At 65.0% G+C, this 17,738-nt stretch carries 16 protein-coding genes; 5 read left to right on the top strand and 11 right to left on the bottom strand.

Going from position 1 to position 17,738, the window contains the following annotated elements; translation table 11 throughout:
- Positions 1–78 precede the first annotated feature (78 nt).
- Together QYH69_RS05740 and QYH69_RS05735 are read right to left on the bottom strand one after the other, a co-directional pair.
- Complete coding sequence (locus tag QYH69_RS05740) at positions 79–750, bottom strand: dienelactone hydrolase family protein (RefSeq protein WP_308830923.1); 672 nt, start codon at positions 748–750, stop codon at positions 79–81.
- A 62-nt stretch (positions 751–812) separates the two neighbouring features.
- Positions 813–1,202, bottom strand: coding sequence for an MAPEG family protein (locus QYH69_RS05735; protein ID WP_308830922.1), 390 nt, complete (start codon positions 1,200–1,202; stop codon positions 813–815).
- 234 nt (positions 1,203–1,436) lie between these two features.
- Here QYH69_RS05735 and QYH69_RS05730 point away from each other — a divergent pair, with 234 nt between their 5' ends.
- Positions 1,437–2,870: a sensor domain-containing diguanylate cyclase gene (locus QYH69_RS05730; RefSeq protein ID WP_308831078.1), complete on the top strand. Its 1,434-nt coding sequence runs from the start codon at positions 1,437–1,439 to the stop codon at positions 2,868–2,870.
- 6 nt (positions 2,871–2,876) lie between these two features.
- Here QYH69_RS05730 and QYH69_RS05725 read toward each other — a convergent pair whose 3' ends face one another.
- The 3 genes from QYH69_RS05725 to QYH69_RS05715 form a co-directional block, all read right to left on the bottom strand.
- Complete coding sequence (locus QYH69_RS05725; protein ID WP_308830921.1) at positions 2,877–3,179, bottom strand: antibiotic biosynthesis monooxygenase; 303 nt, start codon at positions 3,177–3,179, stop codon at positions 2,877–2,879.
- Between the two features lie 119 nt (positions 3,180–3,298).
- Positions 3,299–3,625: a hypothetical protein gene (locus QYH69_RS05720; protein WP_308830920.1), complete on the bottom strand. Its 327-nt coding sequence runs from the start codon at positions 3,623–3,625 to the stop codon at positions 3,299–3,301.
- A 139-nt stretch (positions 3,626–3,764) separates the two neighbouring features.
- Positions 3,765–4,682: an AraC family transcriptional regulator gene (locus tag QYH69_RS05715; protein WP_308831077.1), complete on the bottom strand. Its 918-nt coding sequence runs from the start codon at positions 4,680–4,682 to the stop codon at positions 3,765–3,767.
- 666 nt (positions 4,683–5,348) lie between these two features.
- Between QYH69_RS05715 and QYH69_RS05710 the strand changes: the two genes are divergently transcribed.
- Positions 5,349–6,308: a LysR family transcriptional regulator gene (locus tag QYH69_RS05710; protein WP_308830919.1), complete on the top strand. Its 960-nt coding sequence runs from the start codon at positions 5,349–5,351 to the stop codon at positions 6,306–6,308.
- A 150-nt stretch (positions 6,309–6,458) separates the two neighbouring features.
- Here the strand turns inward: QYH69_RS05710 and zwf are convergent, their stop codons facing one another.
- From zwf to lhpH, 3 genes are all read right to left on the bottom strand, one after another.
- Entirely contained in the window at positions 6,459–7,943 is a 1,485-nt protein-coding gene (gene zwf / locus QYH69_RS05705) for a glucose-6-phosphate dehydrogenase (RefSeq protein WP_308830918.1), read from the bottom strand.
- Positions 7,944–8,249: 306 nt separating this feature from the next.
- On the bottom strand, positions 8,250–9,212 hold the full coding sequence (lhpI, locus tag QYH69_RS05700) for a bifunctional Delta(1)-pyrroline-2-carboxylate/Delta(1)-piperideine-2-carboxylate reductase (RefSeq protein ID WP_308830917.1): 963 nt from the start codon (positions 9,210–9,212) through the stop codon (positions 8,250–8,252).
- 110 nt (positions 9,213–9,322) lie between these two features.
- Complete coding sequence (gene lhpH, locus QYH69_RS05695) at positions 9,323–10,330, bottom strand: trans-3-hydroxy-L-proline dehydratase (RefSeq protein ID WP_308830916.1); 1,008 nt, start codon at positions 10,328–10,330, stop codon at positions 9,323–9,325.
- A 194-nt stretch (positions 10,331–10,524) separates the two neighbouring features.
- Here lhpH and QYH69_RS05690 point away from each other — a divergent pair, with 194 nt between their 5' ends.
- Together QYH69_RS05690 and QYH69_RS05685 are read left to right on the top strand one after the other, a co-directional pair.
- The gene (locus QYH69_RS05690; protein WP_308830915.1) at positions 10,525–11,259 is read left to right on the top strand and encodes a GntR family transcriptional regulator; all 735 of its coding nucleotides are present in this window, start codon (positions 10,525–10,527) and stop codon (positions 11,257–11,259) included.
- A 212-nt stretch (positions 11,260–11,471) separates the two neighbouring features.
- Positions 11,472–12,326, top strand: coding sequence for a helix-turn-helix domain-containing protein (locus QYH69_RS05685; RefSeq protein ID WP_308830914.1), 855 nt, complete (start codon positions 11,472–11,474; stop codon positions 12,324–12,326).
- A gap of 48 nt (positions 12,327–12,374) precedes the next feature.
- On the opposite strand, the gene QYH69_RS05680 is transcribed toward QYH69_RS05685, so the two are convergent.
- Positions 12,375–14,270 (bottom strand): hybrid sensor histidine kinase/response regulator, encoded by a 1,896-nt coding sequence (locus QYH69_RS05680; protein WP_374992353.1) that lies wholly within the window; start codon positions 14,268–14,270, stop codon positions 12,375–12,377.
- Positions 14,240–14,659 (bottom strand): molybdopterin-dependent oxidoreductase, encoded by a 420-nt coding sequence (locus tag QYH69_RS05675; RefSeq protein WP_308831075.1) that lies wholly within the window; start codon positions 14,657–14,659, stop codon positions 14,240–14,242. The genes QYH69_RS05680 and QYH69_RS05675 overlap by 31 nt, the downstream gene beginning before the upstream one ends.
- A 364-nt stretch (positions 14,660–15,023) precedes the next feature.
- Here QYH69_RS05675 and QYH69_RS05670 point away from each other — a divergent pair, with 364 nt between their 5' ends.
- The gene (locus tag QYH69_RS05670; RefSeq protein ID WP_308830913.1) at positions 15,024–15,971 is read left to right on the top strand and encodes a phosphoribosyltransferase; all 948 of its coding nucleotides are present in this window, start codon (positions 15,024–15,026) and stop codon (positions 15,969–15,971) included.
- Here the strand turns inward: QYH69_RS05670 and QYH69_RS05665 are convergent.
- Positions 15,949–17,658, bottom strand: a complete 1,710-nt coding sequence (locus QYH69_RS05665; RefSeq protein WP_308830912.1) for an ATP-binding domain-containing protein — start codon at positions 17,656–17,658, stop codon at positions 15,949–15,951. The two genes, QYH69_RS05670 and QYH69_RS05665, sit on opposite strands and share 23 nt — an antisense overlap.
- Positions 17,659–17,738: the final 80 nt, after the last annotated feature.

Below are 17,738 nucleotides of genomic sequence, written 5' to 3'. Positions count from 1 at the left end.
ACTGGCGGCGGCGCGCGGCGCCTCGCGCGTGCCGCGCTTTTCCGTTGCCGCCCGCTCGTTCGATGGCGCGTTTGCTTTTTACTTCAATCGCGCCACGAGCCACGCGCGCAGCGCGACGATCTCCTCCGCGCAGACCGAATGCGGCATCGGATACGCATGCCATTGAACTTCGTTGCCGTGCGCCCGCGCATAGTCGCGCGCCGTTTCGCCGAGCGTGACCGGCAGCACGTCGTCCTGCGTGCCATGCGCGGCGAACACCGGCGTGCGGCGGTTCGCTTCGCTCGCACGGCTTTCGACATACGGCTGCGACGGCAGATAGCCCGACAGCACGATCAGGCCGGCGAGCGCGTCCGGATGCGTGAGCCCGGCCGAGTACGTCATCGCCCCGCCCTGCGAAAAGCCCGCGAGAAACACTTTCGATGTCGCGATGCCGCGTGCGTTCTGTTCGGCAATCAGCTGCCGCACGGTCGCACATGACGCGTCGATGCCCGCTTCGTCGACCTGCCGGTTGATGCCCTGAAACGACAGGATGTCGTACCACGCGCGCATCACACAGCCGTTGTTCGCTGTCACCGGAATCTCGGGCGCATTCGGGAACACGAAGCGCACCGCGGGTGCGCCGGCGAGGCGCAGTTCGGGGATCAGCGGCACGAAATCGTTCGCGTCGGCGCCGAGGCCATGCATCAGGATCACGGCGAATTCGGGGTTCGGCGCGGTTTCGATTTCGATCGTCGACGTCGGATCGTTCATGTGTTCAAGGCTCCTTTCGTGACACGGGTGGCAATGGCGGCGCTCGTGGATAAAGGCCGGCGTCAGATCAGCCGGCCGAGAACCAGCAGGATACCCGCTAGCGACACCACCCATACGAGCGAGCGCACATACGGCACGCCGGCCGCGTAGAGCGGCACATACACGACTCGCGCGCACAGATACAGCCACGCGCCGAGTGCGGTATGCGCATCGTCGCGGCCCGCGACGTGCGCGATCAGCACGGCTGCGGCAAACACGGGCAGCGTCTCGAACAGATTGCTCTGCGCGCGCATGAGCCGCCCGGTGATCTTGCCGACCGGCGCGCCCGGCTGGTCGCGCGCGCCCGTGTTGTACGCAATGCCGGTCTCGCGGTTACGCAACAGCGCGGGCAATAGCACCTGGATCAGTGCGAGCAGGAGCGTCCACGCGAGCAGCGTCAGTTCGATGGTCATTTGTCGTTTCCCTGGCTTTCGGCGAAAACGCCGGTTACGGCGAACGGGTGTCGCGGTCAGTTGATTATTGCGGTGTGCAGATACTCAAACTTACCCTGCTTTCTGGCGCGCCCCGTCGCATCTTAAAATAGCGGCTTCGACGAATTCAAAGCTGCCATGCCGACTTTCCCGCCAGTCCCCGCCCCGGTCGATCCGCGCCCGCCCGGCGACGCCACGCCCAGCGACGACGCCGATATGTTCGAGCTCGCCCCCGTCTCGCTGTGGCTCGAAGACTTCAGCGGCGTGCGCGCGCTGTTCGACGACTGGCGCGCGCAAGGCGTGACTGATCTGCGCACGTTCCTGCAGGCCAATCCGCTGCGGGTGGCCGAGTGCGCAGGTCACATCCGCGTGATCAAGGTCAACCGCAAGACGCTCGCGCTATTCGACGCGACCGATTTCGGCGAGCTGACCGGCAACCTTTCGGCCGTGTTCCGCGACGACATGCTGAAGACGCATCTCGAAGAACTGTGCCAACTGTGGTCCGGCCAGACGCATTTCACGAGCCAGACAGTCAACTACACGCTTGGCGGCCGGCGTCTCGACGTGTTGCTCAAGGGCCAGGTGCTGCCCGGCCACGCGTTGCTATGGGACCGCGTGCTCGTGTCGGTCGAAGACGTCACCGAACTCGAACGCACGCGTCTACGCATCGCGCACGCCGAGCAATACGCGCGCGGGCTATTCGAGCATTCGCCGGTGTCGCTATGGGTCGAAGATTTCAGCGCCGTCAAGCGCCTGCTCGACGATGCGCGCGCGCAGGGCATCGTCGATTTCCGCACGTTTACCGATGTGCATCCGGAATTCGTCGAGCGCTGCATGCAGGAAATTCATGTGCTCGACGTCAACCAGCACACGCTCGAAATGTTTGCCGCACCTGACAAACACACGCTGCTCGCGCGCCTCGCCGACGTGTTCCGCGACGACATGCGCCCGCATTTCCGCGAGCAGCTGATCGACCTGTGGGATGGCAAGCTGTTCCAGCAGCGCGAAGTACTCAACTATTCGCTCGATGCGAGCGAATTGCACGTGCACCTGCAATTCTCGGTGCTGCCGGGCCACGAACGGAACTGGGATCTCGTACTCGTCGCGCTGACCGACATCACCGCGCGCAAGAAGGCCGAAGCGTACCTCGAGTACCTCGGCAAGCACGACGTACTGACGAAACTGCGCAACCGCTCGTTCTACGTCGACGAGCTGAATCGGCTCGAGCGCAAAGGCCCGTATCCGGTTACCGTCATCATGGCCGACCTCAATGGCTTGAAGCGCGTGAACGACCAGCTCGGGCATGCGGCCGGCGACGCGCTGCTGCGTCGCGCGGGCGAGGTGCTCGCGAAGGCGATGGAAGTCCCGTTCGTCGCCGCGCGCATCGGCGGGGACGAGTTCGCCGTGCTGCTGCCCGGCACCGACGAGCGCGGCGGCGCGACGATGATCGAGACGATCCGGCAACTGGTCGAACTCAACAATCAGTTCTATCCGGGCACGCCGCTGAGCTTTTCGATGGGCGCCGCCACGGTGCAGCGCGGCGAACGGCTCGAAGCGGGCGTACAGCGCGCGGATCTGCTGATGTACGAGGACAAACGCGCGCTTTATGCAAACGACGAAGCGCAGGCGCGCGAGGCAACGAAACCATAGGCCGTTTCAGTGCGGCAGCTTCGCCGCGAGCACGTCGATCTTTTCGATTTTCGGCGGCTCGGCGAGCAGGTCGCCCGCTTTTTCCATTAGCGCGGCAGCGACCTTGCCTGACAGATGCGCGTTGCGGCCCGCTTCATCGTTGAATGCGTCGAAAATCGCGAACGTCGACGGGCCGAGCCGCACGCCGAACCATGCGATTGTCTCCGGTTCCGCTTCGGCAAGCGGCAAGCCGCCACGCAGAAACTGCTCGACATCGTTTTCCTTGCCGGGCTTGGCTTCGAGACGGACGTAAAGCGCGAGTTTGACCATTTGCTCCTCCTGTGTTCGAGTACATCGCGTTGGGTCCGATCAGTATAGTCGCGCGTCTAAAGGGCTTCAGCGAGGCGCGCAACGGCGCACGGTTCGCCGTGTTTTTGCGCGCCTTTCCCTTACGCGCCGCCTTCAGATCGCACCGGCACGCCATACATCCCGACGATACGCCGATCCTGCTCACGCGCGGAAAACTGCTCCCATTCGATGCCGTTCACGTCGACGGTACTCGTGAACCCCTCGGCGCCATCGTCTTCGAAGCCCACATGACGCAGTTGGCCCGCGCGCGGCGGATTCTCGTTAATCGAAAAATTGAGCAGATCGGTGCGCCACATGGCGTAACGGCCTGGCACGACCGCCGCAGGCGTTTGCCCGAGACGGCGGCTGTAATCTTCGATCGATGCTTCGAGATTGGCGACGGCCAGGGCGATATGAAAGCGTTTCATGCGTCTCTCTCCCTCTGTGCGAATGGGGACTGCGAAAGACCATCGTATGAAAGCCGCGCGGCTTTAACCAGTCAAGCGCTCATGCTGGTATAGCGATTACCACGGTGCGGCGCTGCGCAACAACGGCGGCGCTTGGATATCAGCGCGCCTCGACCAGATGCCGCGGCGGCGGCGCGATGCTTGCCGGCGGCGCTTCGAGCGCACCGCGCATGCGCCGCACTTCGTCGGTCGGCGTAAGGCCGAAGAAGCGCTTGAATTCGCGGCTGAACTGCGACGCGCTCTCGTAACCGACGCGCGCGGCCGCCACGCTCGCGTTGACGCCGTCCTGCACCATCAGCAGACGTGCCTGATGCAGGCGCGTCGTCTTCACGTACTGCATCGGCGAGGTCGACGTCACGATCTTGAACTGCGCATGGAATACCGCGAGACTCATACCGGCTTCACGCGCGAGCGTGTCGACGTCGAGCGCGCGGTCGTAATCGCTATGAATGCGCCGTAGCGCCTTCGCAATGCGCCCGAAGTGCTGTTGATGCGTCAGTGCCGCGCGAATGGCATGGCCCTGCACGCCGGTCAGTACGCGATAGCAGATTTCGCGCACGATCGATGGCGCAAGCACGCGCGCGTCGAGCGGCGCGGCGAGCGCTTCGAGCAGACGCTCGACCGCATCGCAAAGCGTCGGGTCGAGCGGCGTCGAGTAGATGCTGCGCGGCGCCTCGTGCGTGTCGGTACGGCTCTCTTCGAGCAGCATCAGCAGTTCGGCGACCATCGCCAGATCGACATCGATCGCAATCCCGAGGAACGGCTCCTTTTCGCTCGCCTCGGTCTCGCATTCGAACGGCAGCGGCACCGACAGCACGAGGTACTGCTGTGCGTCGTACACGTACGACTGGCCGCCGAGAAAGCCGCGCTTGCGCCCCTGGCAGACGATCACGATGCTCGGCTCATACATGACCGGGTGGCGCGGCATCGGCCGGCTGGCGCGCATCAGCTTCACGCCATTGACACACGAATACGTAAAGCCGTCGGTCGGCGCGAGGCGGTCGAACAACTCGACCATATGCCGCTGCGCGCGGCTGACGGGACGCGGCCTGGAACGCACGTCCGGCGCAACGTGCGAAGCGGGGATAACGGAGAGATCGGGAGCGAAGGTCATTGCCATACCTGAGATGAAACGGCGTTGCGTCGAAACGGTGCGGACGGAGTGCGCCCGCCGCACACACAATTCTCGCGCGCAACAGAATAAGGCTTGAAATCTAGCACTAAATGGGCTTTTCAGTGAGGCGGCGCGAGAAATAGGCAAATATTCAAGACGTTCAGGTATTCCCCGGGACGCTTTCGCTCCGTAGTATAGGAACCCTGACGAGAGACCTTCGATTCGCGCTTCGATCCACGTCACATAGCGTTCGCCGTGCCGATTGCGTACCTCAGCTACGCCTGCCCCGATGCCGATGCCGGAAACGCGCCGACCCGAACGAAGCGAGCCTGCCGCCTGTTTGAAGGCTGCGGCCGCAAGGCCTCTCTTGCAGGAACCCACATGACCACGACGGGCGGTAGTACCGCGTTTTCGGCATCGCGCCGATTAACTGCCCATTAGCCGCCGCGCGCAGTCCAGCGGCATAACCGAGTCTCGCCCCGCAGTGCCGGCGTGCCTTTCCGATAGGTGCGCCGGCCGCTCGTCGTTGCTGCATGTTTTTGTCAAGTAGCTCTCCTTGGAGAAGTCACTGTGATTGACCGTATTCAGGCTATGCGCACTTTCATCAGGATCGTCGATACGAACAGCTTCACACGCGCCGCGGAGTCGTTGAACATTCCGCGCGCGACTGCGACGACGATCATGCAGAACCTCGAAGCCTTGCTCGGCACCGCGTTGCTGGTCCGCACGACGCGGCGCCTGAGTCTCACGCCGGAAGGCGCTGCGTATTACGAGCGCTGCGCGCAGATTCTCGCGGATATCGACGAAATGGAAGCGAGCCTGCGGCAGACGGACGCGAATCCGAGCGGACGCCTGCGCGTCGAAATGCCGGGCGCGGTCGCGACCGCGCTCGTGCTGCCCGCGCTCGACGATTTCCACGCGCGCTTTCCGAACATCGAACTGTCGATCGGCGTAAGCCACCGCATGGTGGATCTGGTCGGCGAGGCCGTCGATTGCAGCATCCAGCTGGGCGAGCTGCCCGACTCGGGCCTCGCGGCACGGCGCCTCGGCACGCTCGAGCATGTGACCTGCGCGAGCCCGGCATATCTCGAGCGATGCGGCGTGCCCGCGACGCTCGACGATCTCGCGCGGCACGTCGCAGTGAACTGCACGGCGCGGCAAAGCGAGCGTTCGGCCAGCTTCGATTTCGAAGTGGACGGCAGCCCGCTTGCGGTGAGGGTCGACGGTTTCGTCAACGTCAACGACGAGCAGGCCTGTTTGACCTGCGGCCTGCAAGGGCTCGGGCTGATCCAGCCGGCGCGGATCGCCGCGCAGCAGTGGCTCGACGCGGGCTTGCTGCGCGAAGTGCTGCCGGAGTGGAAACCGGTGCCGACCGCCGTCTCGATCGCGTACGTCAAGGGTCGGCGCGTGTCGCCGCGCGTGCGCGCGTTCGTCGACTGGCTCGCGGAGCTGTTCGAGCGCACGGGACACGTGGAGGCCGACATGTCGCGCGTGCGCGAATTGATGCGTGGGGGCTTGCATACGGCGTGAGGGGGCCGTCTGAAAAACCGTTATGTCGACTGGACGATCTCGCGGGGCGACCGCGTTTATCAAGCGACGCTGCCCCGCGAGTCCATCGATTCGTTTGAAGCGAATTTGAAGCGGATTTGAAGCGGGTTTGAAGCGATCGAGGCAGGCAAGTCAAGACTCTTCCGACCAGACCATATTCTCGCGCGTCACCAGCGCGGTCGACGCGCCCGGCCCGAACGTGCCCGCCGTGTAAGGCCGCGGCCGGTCGCCGGCCTGCTTCCAGCCTTCGATGATCGGATCGGCCCATGCCCATGCGGCTTCGAGTTCGTCGCGGCGCATGAAGTGCGTGAGGCGTCCGCGCACGACGTCGATGAGCAGGCGCTCGTACGCTTCCGCGCGGCGGCCCGTGAACGCCTGTTCGAGATCGAGATTCAGGTTGACCGGCAACGTGCGCATGCCGCTGCCCGGCTCCTTCGCGAGCATCTGCAACTGGATCGACTCGGCCGGCTGCAGCTGGATGACGAGCCGGTTGCCGCAGCTGCGCGGACCGCACGGGCTGTTCGGCATGATCGAGAACGGCAGATCCGCGAATTCGATGACGATCTCCGACAGCTTCTTCGCCATCCGCTTGCCGGTGCGCAGGAAGAACGGCACATGTGCCCAGCGCCAGTTGTTGATGTGCGCGCGCAATGCGACGAAGGTTTCGGCGCGGCTGTCCTTCGGCACGTTGTCTTCTTCGAGATAACCCTTCACCGGTTCGCCGCCGACCGCGCCCGCCGTGTACTGACCGCGCACGGTGTCGCGCGAAATATCCTCGGCCGTCATCGGGCGCAGCGAGCGCAGCACCTTCAGCTTCTCGTCGCGCACCGCATCGGGATCGAGCGACACGGGCGGTTCCATCGCGACGATGCACAGCAGCTGCAGCAAGTGGTTCTGCACCATGTCGCGCATCGCGCCGGTCTGATCGTAGAAGCCGGCCCGGCTGCCGACGCCGACCGTCTCCGCCACTGTGATCTGCACGCTGCGGATATACGGCGCCTGCCACAGCGGCCCAAAGATCGCATTGCCGAAGCGCAGCACCATCAGGTTCTGCACGGTCTCCTTGCCGAGATAGTGGTCGATCCGGTAGATCTGCGTTTCTTCGAAGTGCTTGCCGACCGAGTTGTTGATCGCCTGCGCCGATTCGAGGTTATGGCCAAGCGGCTTTTCGAGCACGACGCGCGAATGGGTGTCGATCAGCGCATGCGCGGCGAGGTTGTCGCAAATCGTCGTGAACAGTTCGGGCGACGTCGCGAGATAGAAGATGCGCCGCGCGTTCGGTCGCGACGCCTCGGCAAGACGCGCATAGTCGTCGCCCTTGTCGACGTCGATGCGCACATAGTCGAACAGCGCAAGGAATTTGTCCCACGCGGCCGCATCGAGCGCCTTGCGTTCGATAAACGGCTTCGAATGCTCTTCCATGAAGTTCACATACTGTTCGCGCGTCCAGTCGCGGCGGCCGATCGCGAGAATGCGCGTGTCGGCGGGCAGATTGCCGTGCGAATGCGCCATGAAGAGCGCGGGCAGCAGCTTGCGGGCGGACAGATCGCCGGCGCCGCCGAAGATGATCATGTCGAGCGGGAGATCCGGCGTAGCGGAAGCGTTGGAAGTGGTCATAGCGCGGTCGCACCAAATAAGAAGCAGCGGTCGAGGAACTGGATCGGCAAAAAACGCGGCGGTCGAGCCCGGGGTGACGTCATGCGGGTTCGGCGAACCGGGCCGGTGGCGGCCCGTAGTCGCCGTAGTCGCCCCTAGTCGCCCCTAGTCGCCGATCGTGGCCGAAGGGAGCCGGATCGGACGTCCGGTATCCGGTCGCAGCGTTTTCGCGAGACGCCTATGTTGCAACGTTTTCGCATTGTTTGCACGTTGCGCGCGGCCGGGCCTGGATAGTGAACGGTCGTGCGACTCCCGCGGCGGGTCCCGCTAAGCGGCGTCCAGCACGCCTCGGGCGACGCGCCCCGCCGCGAGATCCCACGCCGCGCAGCCGACCGTTTTGAAGACCCGCGGCGCACCGTCACCGTCACGCACCGAGCCGCTCAGCGCGGCCGCGAGCCCCGCGACTGTCGCCCAGTCCACGTTCGCCTGAATCAGATCCCCCGCCTCATGCCGTGCACCGGCCGGGTCGTCGACAAACAGCGCGCTGCCATGCAGTGTCCGTGCGCCGAGCTCCGCCATATCGGGCTTGAATGCGCCGACGCCGACCACGAGCCGTTCCGCGCGCGGCACTTCGTCATAGACCGGCGTGCGGCTCGTCGTCAGCGTAATGACGAGGTCGACCGAAGCGGGCACCGTCGTTTCGTCGAGCGGCTGCAAGCGGCACGCGCGTGCCTGCGCCCCCGCCTGTGTCTGCAACTTCGCCGCCTGTTCGCCGCAGAACGCATGCGAGCGCGCCGGCGTGCTGCCGCGCACGCGCACGAGCGCGTCGGGATACAGTTCGCTCAACGCCTCGACGTGATTCGCCGCCTGCGTGCCGGTGCCGATCAGCAGCACATCGCGCGGCGCCGCATGGCTCAGCAGGCGCACGCCGAGCATCGTCATCGCGGCGGTGCGGCGGCCCGTCACCGTCGGGCCATCGAGGATAAACAGCGTCTCGCCGGTGTCGGGCTCGATCGCCATCACCTGGCCGTGGATCGTCGGCAGCCCGCGCTCGCGGTTGCGCGGACAGACGTTCACGAGCTTGTGGATCGCGAGGTCCGGCGCGGTGGCCGGCATCGACAGCAGCACGCCATCGTCGTTGAGCGGCACGACAAGCCGCTCGGGGCTCGCGATGCGCTTCCCGGTGTAATCGACGACGGCACCGGCCAGCGCGTCGACCAGCGCCGCATACGGTGTGAGCCGCGCGGTCTCGGCGGCATCGAAAAGCGGTGTGGACAGGCTATGCGGCATATCGATGAAGCCTCCGTCAATGCAGTCGGTCGAGCTACGACCGGATCGGGCTGCGCCTTCGCGCGGTGCTTTCCCATGTCGCGTGCGTGCGGCGCAAGCCGGGAGCCGCGTCAGCGCACGAGAAACCCATACGACAACGGATCGCGCTCATCGACAACCCAGTTCGCGAATCCGCAAATATAGGCATCGCCTTCGATCTCGGGAATCACCGCATCGAAGCGGTCGAGCTTCGTCTCGCTCAGTACGCGGCCGCGAAAAATCGTGCCGATCACCGATTCATTGACGAGCGTCTCGCCGTCCTTCAGCCGTCCGCGCAGATAAAGCTGCGCGACGCGCCCCGCGGTGCCCGAACCCGTCGGCGACCGGTCGACCTCGCGGTCCGCGAACACGCAGCAGTTCGCCTGCGTCGAGCCCGCATGGCGCGGCGCGTTATCGATGATCGTGCCGTACACGTGGTTGATTTCGGGAATATGCGGATGCCGGACCTCGAACGCGTCGTTGGCCGCGCGCTTCACTTCGGCGCCGAAGCGGATCAGCCGGTCGATCTCCGACTCGCGCACCGCGAGTTCGAACGGCGCACCCGACGTATAGAAATAGAACGCCCCGCCGAACGCGATATCGCCGCGCACCTCGCCGAAGCTCGGCGTACGCACGGTCACGTCGCGCTCCCAGATAAACGACGGCACGTTGACGAAGCGCACGCTGCCCGCGTGCGTGCCGTCCCATTTGACGAACGCTTCGATAAACCCGCACGGCGCATCGATGCCGACGCGCGTCTCCGGTTCGGTCCGCTCGACCCAGCCAAGCGATACGGCGGCGGTGGCCAGCGCGATCACGCCATGCCCGCAGTGATCGCTATACCCCTCGTTGTGAACGAAAACGATGCCAAAGTCGGCGCCCTCGCTGACCGCATCAGTCAGATACCCGCCGTACATATCGGCGTGGCCGCGCGGCTCGAAGATCAGCGCGCGGCGCAGATGGTCCGCGTGCTCCTTGAGCCAGGCACGCCGTTCGACGATGGTTTTACCCGGAATTTTCGGCAGACCGCTGGTGACGATGCGAAACGGCTCACCCGCGGTATGGACTTCGACCGTGCTGATCACGCGGTTCAATTTCATGGCTTCCCGGCTCCCTGCATTGCTTGTGGCAATGCCGACGAATGATCCTTTATGCAGACCATTGTTGTCTCCGACTCAGACTGTTCTATACTGGCGCTGAATGTAGACCAGCTTTGGTTCCATATCAACCAATTTCAAAAAAACCGCCTCGAACTGGTTTGATTCTGGATCAGTCGACTGAGGCGCTTCCGGCCATGACATTGCTGCCGCCCGATAACCCGTTTCGTCCCAAACAGATCTACGAACAGGTCGCCGAACGGATGCGCGCCGATATCCGCAACGGGCAGTTCGCGCCGGAGTCGCGTCTGCCGTCCGAGCGCGATCTCGCGGCGCGCTTCGGCGTCGGGCGGCCCGCCGTGCGCGAGGCCATAGGCGCGTTGCAGAACGAAGGGCTCGTACTGACGCGGCGCAATTCCGGCACCTATGTCTGCGCCGATGCGCTGCAGCGGCTCGCCACGGCGCCAGGCGGCGGCGCGGCGCTCGGCGCCGATGCCGACTTCAGCCCGACCTCGGCACTCGACGTACGTCTCGTGCTCGAACCCGCTATTGCAAGGCGCGCGGCCATGCACGCGCGGCGCGACGAGATCGCCGAGCACTATCTCGCGCAGATGGATTCGCTGACCGACGTAACCGACGCCGCGCAACGCGCGCTGTGGAACGACAGCGACCGGCTGTTCCACCGTCAGCTCGCCATCATGACCGGCGACGCGCTGTTCGTGAAGATCGCCGATGAAGTTGCAAAGGCAATGAACCAGCCGCTGTGGAAGCGTCTGAAGGACGACGCGATCTACGACATTGGCCGCATCCGTCTCTATGTGTCCGAACACCGGTTGATCTACGAGGCGATCGTCAACGGAGACGGTGATGCCGCGGCGTTTTACGTCGAGCAGCACATCATGCGTGTGCGTCGGGACATTGCGCCCAGATGAGCGTCCCAACATGAGCGCCCCCAATGAGCACACCCGAATAAACGCCACGCGGCGACGGTAACGTAGTGAAGGGAGCACTTCGTCTTATCGGCGCCGGACGTCAAGCGTCAATCCAGTAGTCATCCTGATGCAATTCGCATGCACTTCCTCGTTAGAATACGTGAGGCGCACGATGCCCAATGAATAACTCGACGACTGAACCTACATCCAGCATGTCTAACGACGCCCTTTCCGCCGACTCTCTCGCTGTTGCCGAACGCGTGCGCGAACTGATGAGCCGGCACGGCATTGCCAAGCGCCAGCAAACCAGCGAGTTGTGCCGCATCCTGGACCTGAGCTTCTCGCAGGGCCATCGCAAACTGCGCGGCAACAGCCCGTGGACGCTCTCCCAGATCAGGAAAGTCGCCGAAGTGTTCGGCGAGCCCGCCGCGCAACTGTTCGGCGCGCAATCGCTCGACCCCGGCATGGTCGGCGCAACGGCACAGGAGGCGCTGTTCAGCATCGGCACAGCCGAGATCGCCTGCACCGCCTGGGTCGGCGCACCGATCGAGCCGGGCAGCCGGCCCGAATTCATCGCGTGGTCGAAGCAGGACCAGTGGCGCGTCGTGCGCTGCGACGGCGCGCTCTATCAGAACGCGTTCGAAGTCCACAAGATCGAAATCTACCCGCGGCGTGCCGAAACCGACAAGCCGCTGATCGCGGTCGTCGACGACGATCGTGCATCGGCCGACAACCTGCGCGACTATCTCGAGCGCAACGGCTTCGCGGCCGTGGCGATCTACGGTCTCGCGGCGTTCAACGAATCGTTGCAGACGCAAGTATTCGACGGCGTCGTAATCGACTGGCTGTTCGGCGACCAGACATCGGCCAACGCGATCCGCGCGGTGCGCGCGTCGGAAAACCCGGACGCGCCGATCTTCGTGCTGACCGGCGAACTGCTGACGGGCAAGGCCAGCGAGTCCGATATCAGCGAGATCGTGCGCGCATTCGATGTCGCGTGCTACGAGAAGCCCGCGCGGATGGCGATTCTGGTGGCCGATCTGTCGAAGCGGCTGCGCCGGTTATAGGTCGCGCACGCGCGGCGCGGCCGCCCGTCGCAGGCCCGCGGCCATGGCTCATAGAACCGCGGCCGCGCCGCCCGCCGTACTCCCTTGCGCGGCCAGTGCCCGATGCACGGCCGCATGCAGCACGTCGTAATGCACGGGCTTCGTCAGACAGTCGAAGAAGAGCGGCGCCGCGCCATGCGTCTGCAATTCGGGCGCATAAGCGGTGACCGCGATTACCGGCACGCCGCGCGCACGCGCCTCGTCGGCGTTGAATTCGACGATGAACGCATAACCGTCCTTGTCCGGCATCTGCAGGTCGAGCAGGATCAGTTCGCACCGCTGCGTCTCGAGCCACGCGAACGCGGCATCCGCGCCGCCGACCGCCGCGCCTTCGTAGCCCATGTGCTCGACCATCTCGCACAGCGATTCGCGCACGGGCTGGTTGTCGTCCACCACCAGTACGCGAGGGCGCGCGCCGCGCCGCCGCGCTCGCGCGCCCAGGCTTGCGGCGGCCGGCGGCTCGACCGGCTTCACCGGGATCGTCACCGTAAAGGTCGTGCCGACGCCGACGAGGCTATCGACCGTAAGCTCGCCCCCAAACAGGTCGACGAGTCCCTGCACGATGGCGAGCCCCATGCCCGCGCCGTCGAAACGCCGCGCGCGCGATTCGTCGAGCCGCGTGAACTCCTTGAAGATCAACGGAAGCTGCGCCTTCGGCACGCCGGGCCCGGTATCGCTGACCACGATCGCCAGCGCGTCGCTGCGTTGCTCGAAATGCAGCGTTACCGTGCCCTTTTCGGTGTAGCGGATCGCATTCGTCACAAGGTTCGTGACGATCTGACGGATGCGGTGCGGGTCCGACTCGACGAGCCCCTCGACGCCGCTTGCGCTGCTCGCGAACACAAGGCCGCGTGCGTGCGCGGCCGGCTCGCTTTCGTCGACGACCGACGCGAGCAGTTCGCGCGGCTCGAACTGCTCGTCGCGCAGTTCGAGCTTGCCCGCGCCGAGCCGCGCATAGTCGGTCAGGTCCTTCATCTGCGTTTCGAGCTGGCGCGCAGCCGATTCGAGACGGCGGATGACCTTGCGATCGGCCTCGGAGTGGAAATTGAAGCCGAGCAATTCGATCGACGACACGATTGCGTGCAGCGGCGTGCGCAGCTCGTGGCTGATCATGCCGAGAAACGCGTCCTTCGCGAGGCTCGCTTCGCGGGCCGCGCGCGTGGCCTGATGCTCGGCTTCGAGCGCGGCGCGCTGCTGTCTGATGAGCTTCGTGCGCCGCCGCGCGTTGACGACGAGCTGCACGCTCGCCGCCGCCGACAGCAGCATCAGCACGAGGACCGCCGCGAACAGCATGCGCCGCTTCGCGAGGAAATCGGTATCGAGCGCCGCGCGGGTCGCGACTTCCGAAGAACGGCGCGACAGCGCGAGATGGTTGATCTCGTCCCAATGGCGACGCAGTTCGAGCACGATCTTGTTGGCCAGCAACGGGTCGCGCGGCAGCGCGTCGAGCGTCGGCCCGAGCGCGTCGAGCATTCCGGCCAGCGCCGCTATTTCACGCTGCTGCTCTTCGGACTGCACCGCCTTGCCGGCAAGCTGGCGCGTCGAGCCGGCCATCACGCGCAGCTTCGACTGCAGCACGTGATATTGCAGCCGCAGCTTCGCGTAGTCGCCGTCGATGCCCGTTTCGTATTGAAGCAGCTGGCTTTCGAGGCGCGCATAGGCAATCTGCAACTGCGCCGCGTCCCAGTAGACGCCGTCGTACGAATCCGCGAGCTGGGTGACGCGCGGGCTCAGCAGCGTCGCGTACAGCAGATAGCCGATCGCCGCGGTCGGCGCAGCCAGCGCCGTCAGCCAGATCAGCACATAAACGATGCGGCGCCGCCACGGTCGCAGCGCGCGGCGCATCGACGCCGGCGGTCGCGGCCGCCCTTGCGTCACTTGATGATCAAAGCCTTGATCTGCCATACGAATTTCGCATCCGTGGCCGCGCCGGTCAGCTCCGCCGGATACGCGTCACGCGGATAAATGAGGAAAAGCGGTCCGAAATCCCTGATCTTGAGCCGCTGGCCGTTCATGCTATACGCGACGATCACGCCGTAGCGATCGGTGTCCGACACCGGCACCGTGTAGGTGTAGTCGTCGTATGTGTGCACTTCGATGCGCTTGCCGAACGCGCCCACCTTTTTCAGGATATCCGCGAGCAGCGGGCCCGTGAAGGTCGATTTCGGCGTCCAGGAGGTGGAAGTCGTAATCGAGTGCGCGGGCAGCGCGATAATCTGCGCTTCCGAAAAATGAAACACGTGGTGCGCGCTGTCCGTCGTGTTCGCGATCTTGCCCGTCACGTCGAGCGCCATTGGCGTCGCATGAGCCGCCGCTGCGACGCAGCATCCGAGTATCGCAAAGGTCAGCTTGTGACATATCGCATCGCGCCCCCGGCGGCTCGCATGCCGCGCCGGCGCGTACCGTGCTTCGCGCGGTTTCCCGTGCAGTTTCCCATGTTCTTCCCGCATGATCTGGCCTGTTCTTTTCCGTTGTTCGTGGTGGCCCACCGTGCGCTTCTTCGCATGCGACGCACGATCGTGAGCGCGCACCCGTGAACCGCATGCATAATATCGCCTCCATCCCGAAAAAGCCGTCATGCCGGCGGCGCATGCGTATCGACCCATCGGCCCTCTTCCAACATCAATTCGCGCCCTGAACGCAACCGAACGCCAGCCCATGAAAAAGCCCGTTCTTCCGCTCACTTACGAACAGCTCGACCACTGGATCGAATCGTTGCAGCCCGCCTTGCTCGCAGAAGGATTTTCGGCCGCCATCGGCATTCTGCGCGGCGGCGCGCCGCTCGCACTGATGGCCTCGCACAGCATCGGCGTGCCGGTCGCGTTCCTGAGCTACGAGCGCCGTGCGCGCCACGTCACATGGGATTCGTCGCTGCCGCTGCCGTCGCCGGGCTCGAAAGTGCTGCTATGCGAAGACATCGCGGGCCGCGGCTTTACGCTCGTCGACTGCATTGCGTTTCTCGAACAGCATGGACTCATCGTCAAGACGCTGACAGGCGCCTTCGACGAACTGAGCCGCATCCGCCCCGACTTCGCCAACGATGCGAGCGGCTATTTCGCGCTGTTCCCGTGGGAGCGCCAGGCGTACACCGACGGGTATCGTGAAGACTGGCTGCAGGTCGAAGCCGGCGCCGCGCAATCGATGTCGCACGATCACCAGTACGCAACCTACGCGATCGACCTCGACGGCATTCTGCTGCCCGATGTGCCGCTCACGCGTTACGACGCCGACCTGGGCGCCGCGCTCGCCGAGCGCGATGCGCTGCAACCGTATGAGGCGCTGCCCGGCATCGACTTGCAGCATGTGCGCGCGGTCATCACGGGCCGGCCGCAAACGGACCTCGAACGCACGCGCGCGTGGCTCGAACGCCACGGCTTCGGGCACCTCGAACTCGTGATGCGCGTGCCCGACAAGCACGACGAAACGCCGCTCGGCGCCGCCGCGCACAAAGCCGCGGCGGCGTTGCGCTGCGGCGTCACGCATTTCATCGAAAGCGATCCGGTGCAGGCGCTGCGCATCGCGCAGGCGGCGCCGTTGCTGCGCGTGATCTGGTGGGATGCGCAAACGCGTTCGGGCACGCTCGTCAATGCGTCGCGCTGGGGTTGACCGCGGCCGTCCCGGCGTTTTCGCCCGCTTCACCCGTACCTGGCTGCAGATGCCGCGCGGCACGCTCCGACGCGACGACGATCAGCTTCATCGTCGCGCGCGTCGCACCGACGAAAAGTTTCCTCGCGCTGCGCTCGTCGAACGCATCGAAGTCGACTTCAGTCAGAATCACGCACGGCGCGGCCTGGCCCTTGAAGCGATAGATCGATTCGAGCAGCACGTCGCCGTCGCGGTACTCGGGGCTGCCGAACAGATCGTATTTGCCGGTGAAGCTGCGCACGCGATGCGGCCCCAACTGATCGAGCGACGCGAGCACCGAGCCTTCACGCCCGCGAAACGACAATACGACAATGTCCTGCTTGCGAAAGCCGAGCGACAGCGCCTGCGTGATCGCGCGCTTGGTCGCGTCGACGCAGCTGTCGGCGGCTTGCGCTTCGTCGTAGGTCGATAGCGCGATGTCGGAGCCGTCAAACGGACTCGCCGCGGTAAGACCGGCCGCATGCGGCACCGTTGCGCCGACCACGTCGCGCAGATACTCGAGAATGTCGCGCGGACTGCGGTAATTCGTCGATTCCTTCAGCACGGTCCAGCCCGGCAGCGCGACCGGCTCGCGCATATAAAGATTCTGCAACGGATCTTCGAGCCACCACCACGCGCCACCCGGCCGCAGCACGCGTTCGAGCGCCGGCACCCATGCCTCGCGGAAGTCCTGCCCTTCGTCCACGATCAGCACGTCGTATTGCCAGCGCGAATCGATCGGCGTCTGCGCGAATACCGTTTCGAGCTGCGCAAATACGTCCGGCGCGGCGAAGTCCGGCGTGCGGCCGCTGTCGCGCGCAATCCAGTCGCAAAGCTGGTGATAGTTCGCGACCTTCGCTTCGGGCGGCGCGACGCGCGCAATGTGATCGGCCAGCGGCCGGTTGAAGCACACGTAAAGCGGCCGCTCGCCGCGCGCGACCGCGTCGTTCATCACCTGTACCGCGAGCTGCGTCTTGCCCGAACCGGCCGTGCCGATCACGCGCAGCCGGAACGGCGTGAATTCGAGGCGGCGCGCCCACGTCGCGAGGCCGCCCGCGAGCCGTGTGACGAGCGTGCCCGCCTGCCCGACCAGCGCGCTCGCATCGGGCGTCAGCGACAGTTCGTCGGCGAGGAAATGGTGGATCTTTGCCGCGCATGGCAAACGCGGTTCATCTGCCGGCAACGCTTCGCGAATGATCGTGGCGAGCCGCTCCTTTCTCGTCGCGTCGACGATACGCGCCGGATCCACGCCGGCAATTGCCGCATCCCTGACTGCATGATCGGGGCAGTACAGCAGCCCTTCGATGAAATATGCACCCGCGCCGAAGGCCGCGGTAAAGCGCCGATGAAGTCCTTCGATCGTGCGCGCGAGCGCAATCGCCACGTTACGCTCGGTCTGCAGGTACGCCTTGACGAGGCCCTTCGGCGTTTCGCGCAGAAAGCCCGTTTTCTGTTCGACGATCATGACGCGTCCCGACGGCGAGACGATCACGAAATCGGCTTCGCCGAATACCGAAAAGCCCTGATTGACGCGCGTCCAGTGCACGCCGTGATAGACGGTGTAGCCGGCGGGCAGCGCTTCTTCGAGCAGCTTCAGCGTTTCGATTTCGCGTGCGGCGGCGCCGGCGGCGGCGACGTGCTTCCAGTCGTCGGGAACGATGCGGGCCATGCAATGCCTCGTGGTCAGTGACGCGTGTTGTCGATGCCGCTCTCGCGGCGAGCGCTCATTGTACGCAATGGCTACGACGC

This window comes from Paraburkholderia sp. SARCC-3016 (assembly GCF_031119615.1).
Taxonomy (GTDB): Bacteria; Pseudomonadota; Gammaproteobacteria; order Burkholderiales; family Burkholderiaceae; genus Paraburkholderia.
Note: the sequence above shows the minus strand (reverse complement) of the source record. Positions and strands in the feature narration are given on the sequence as shown.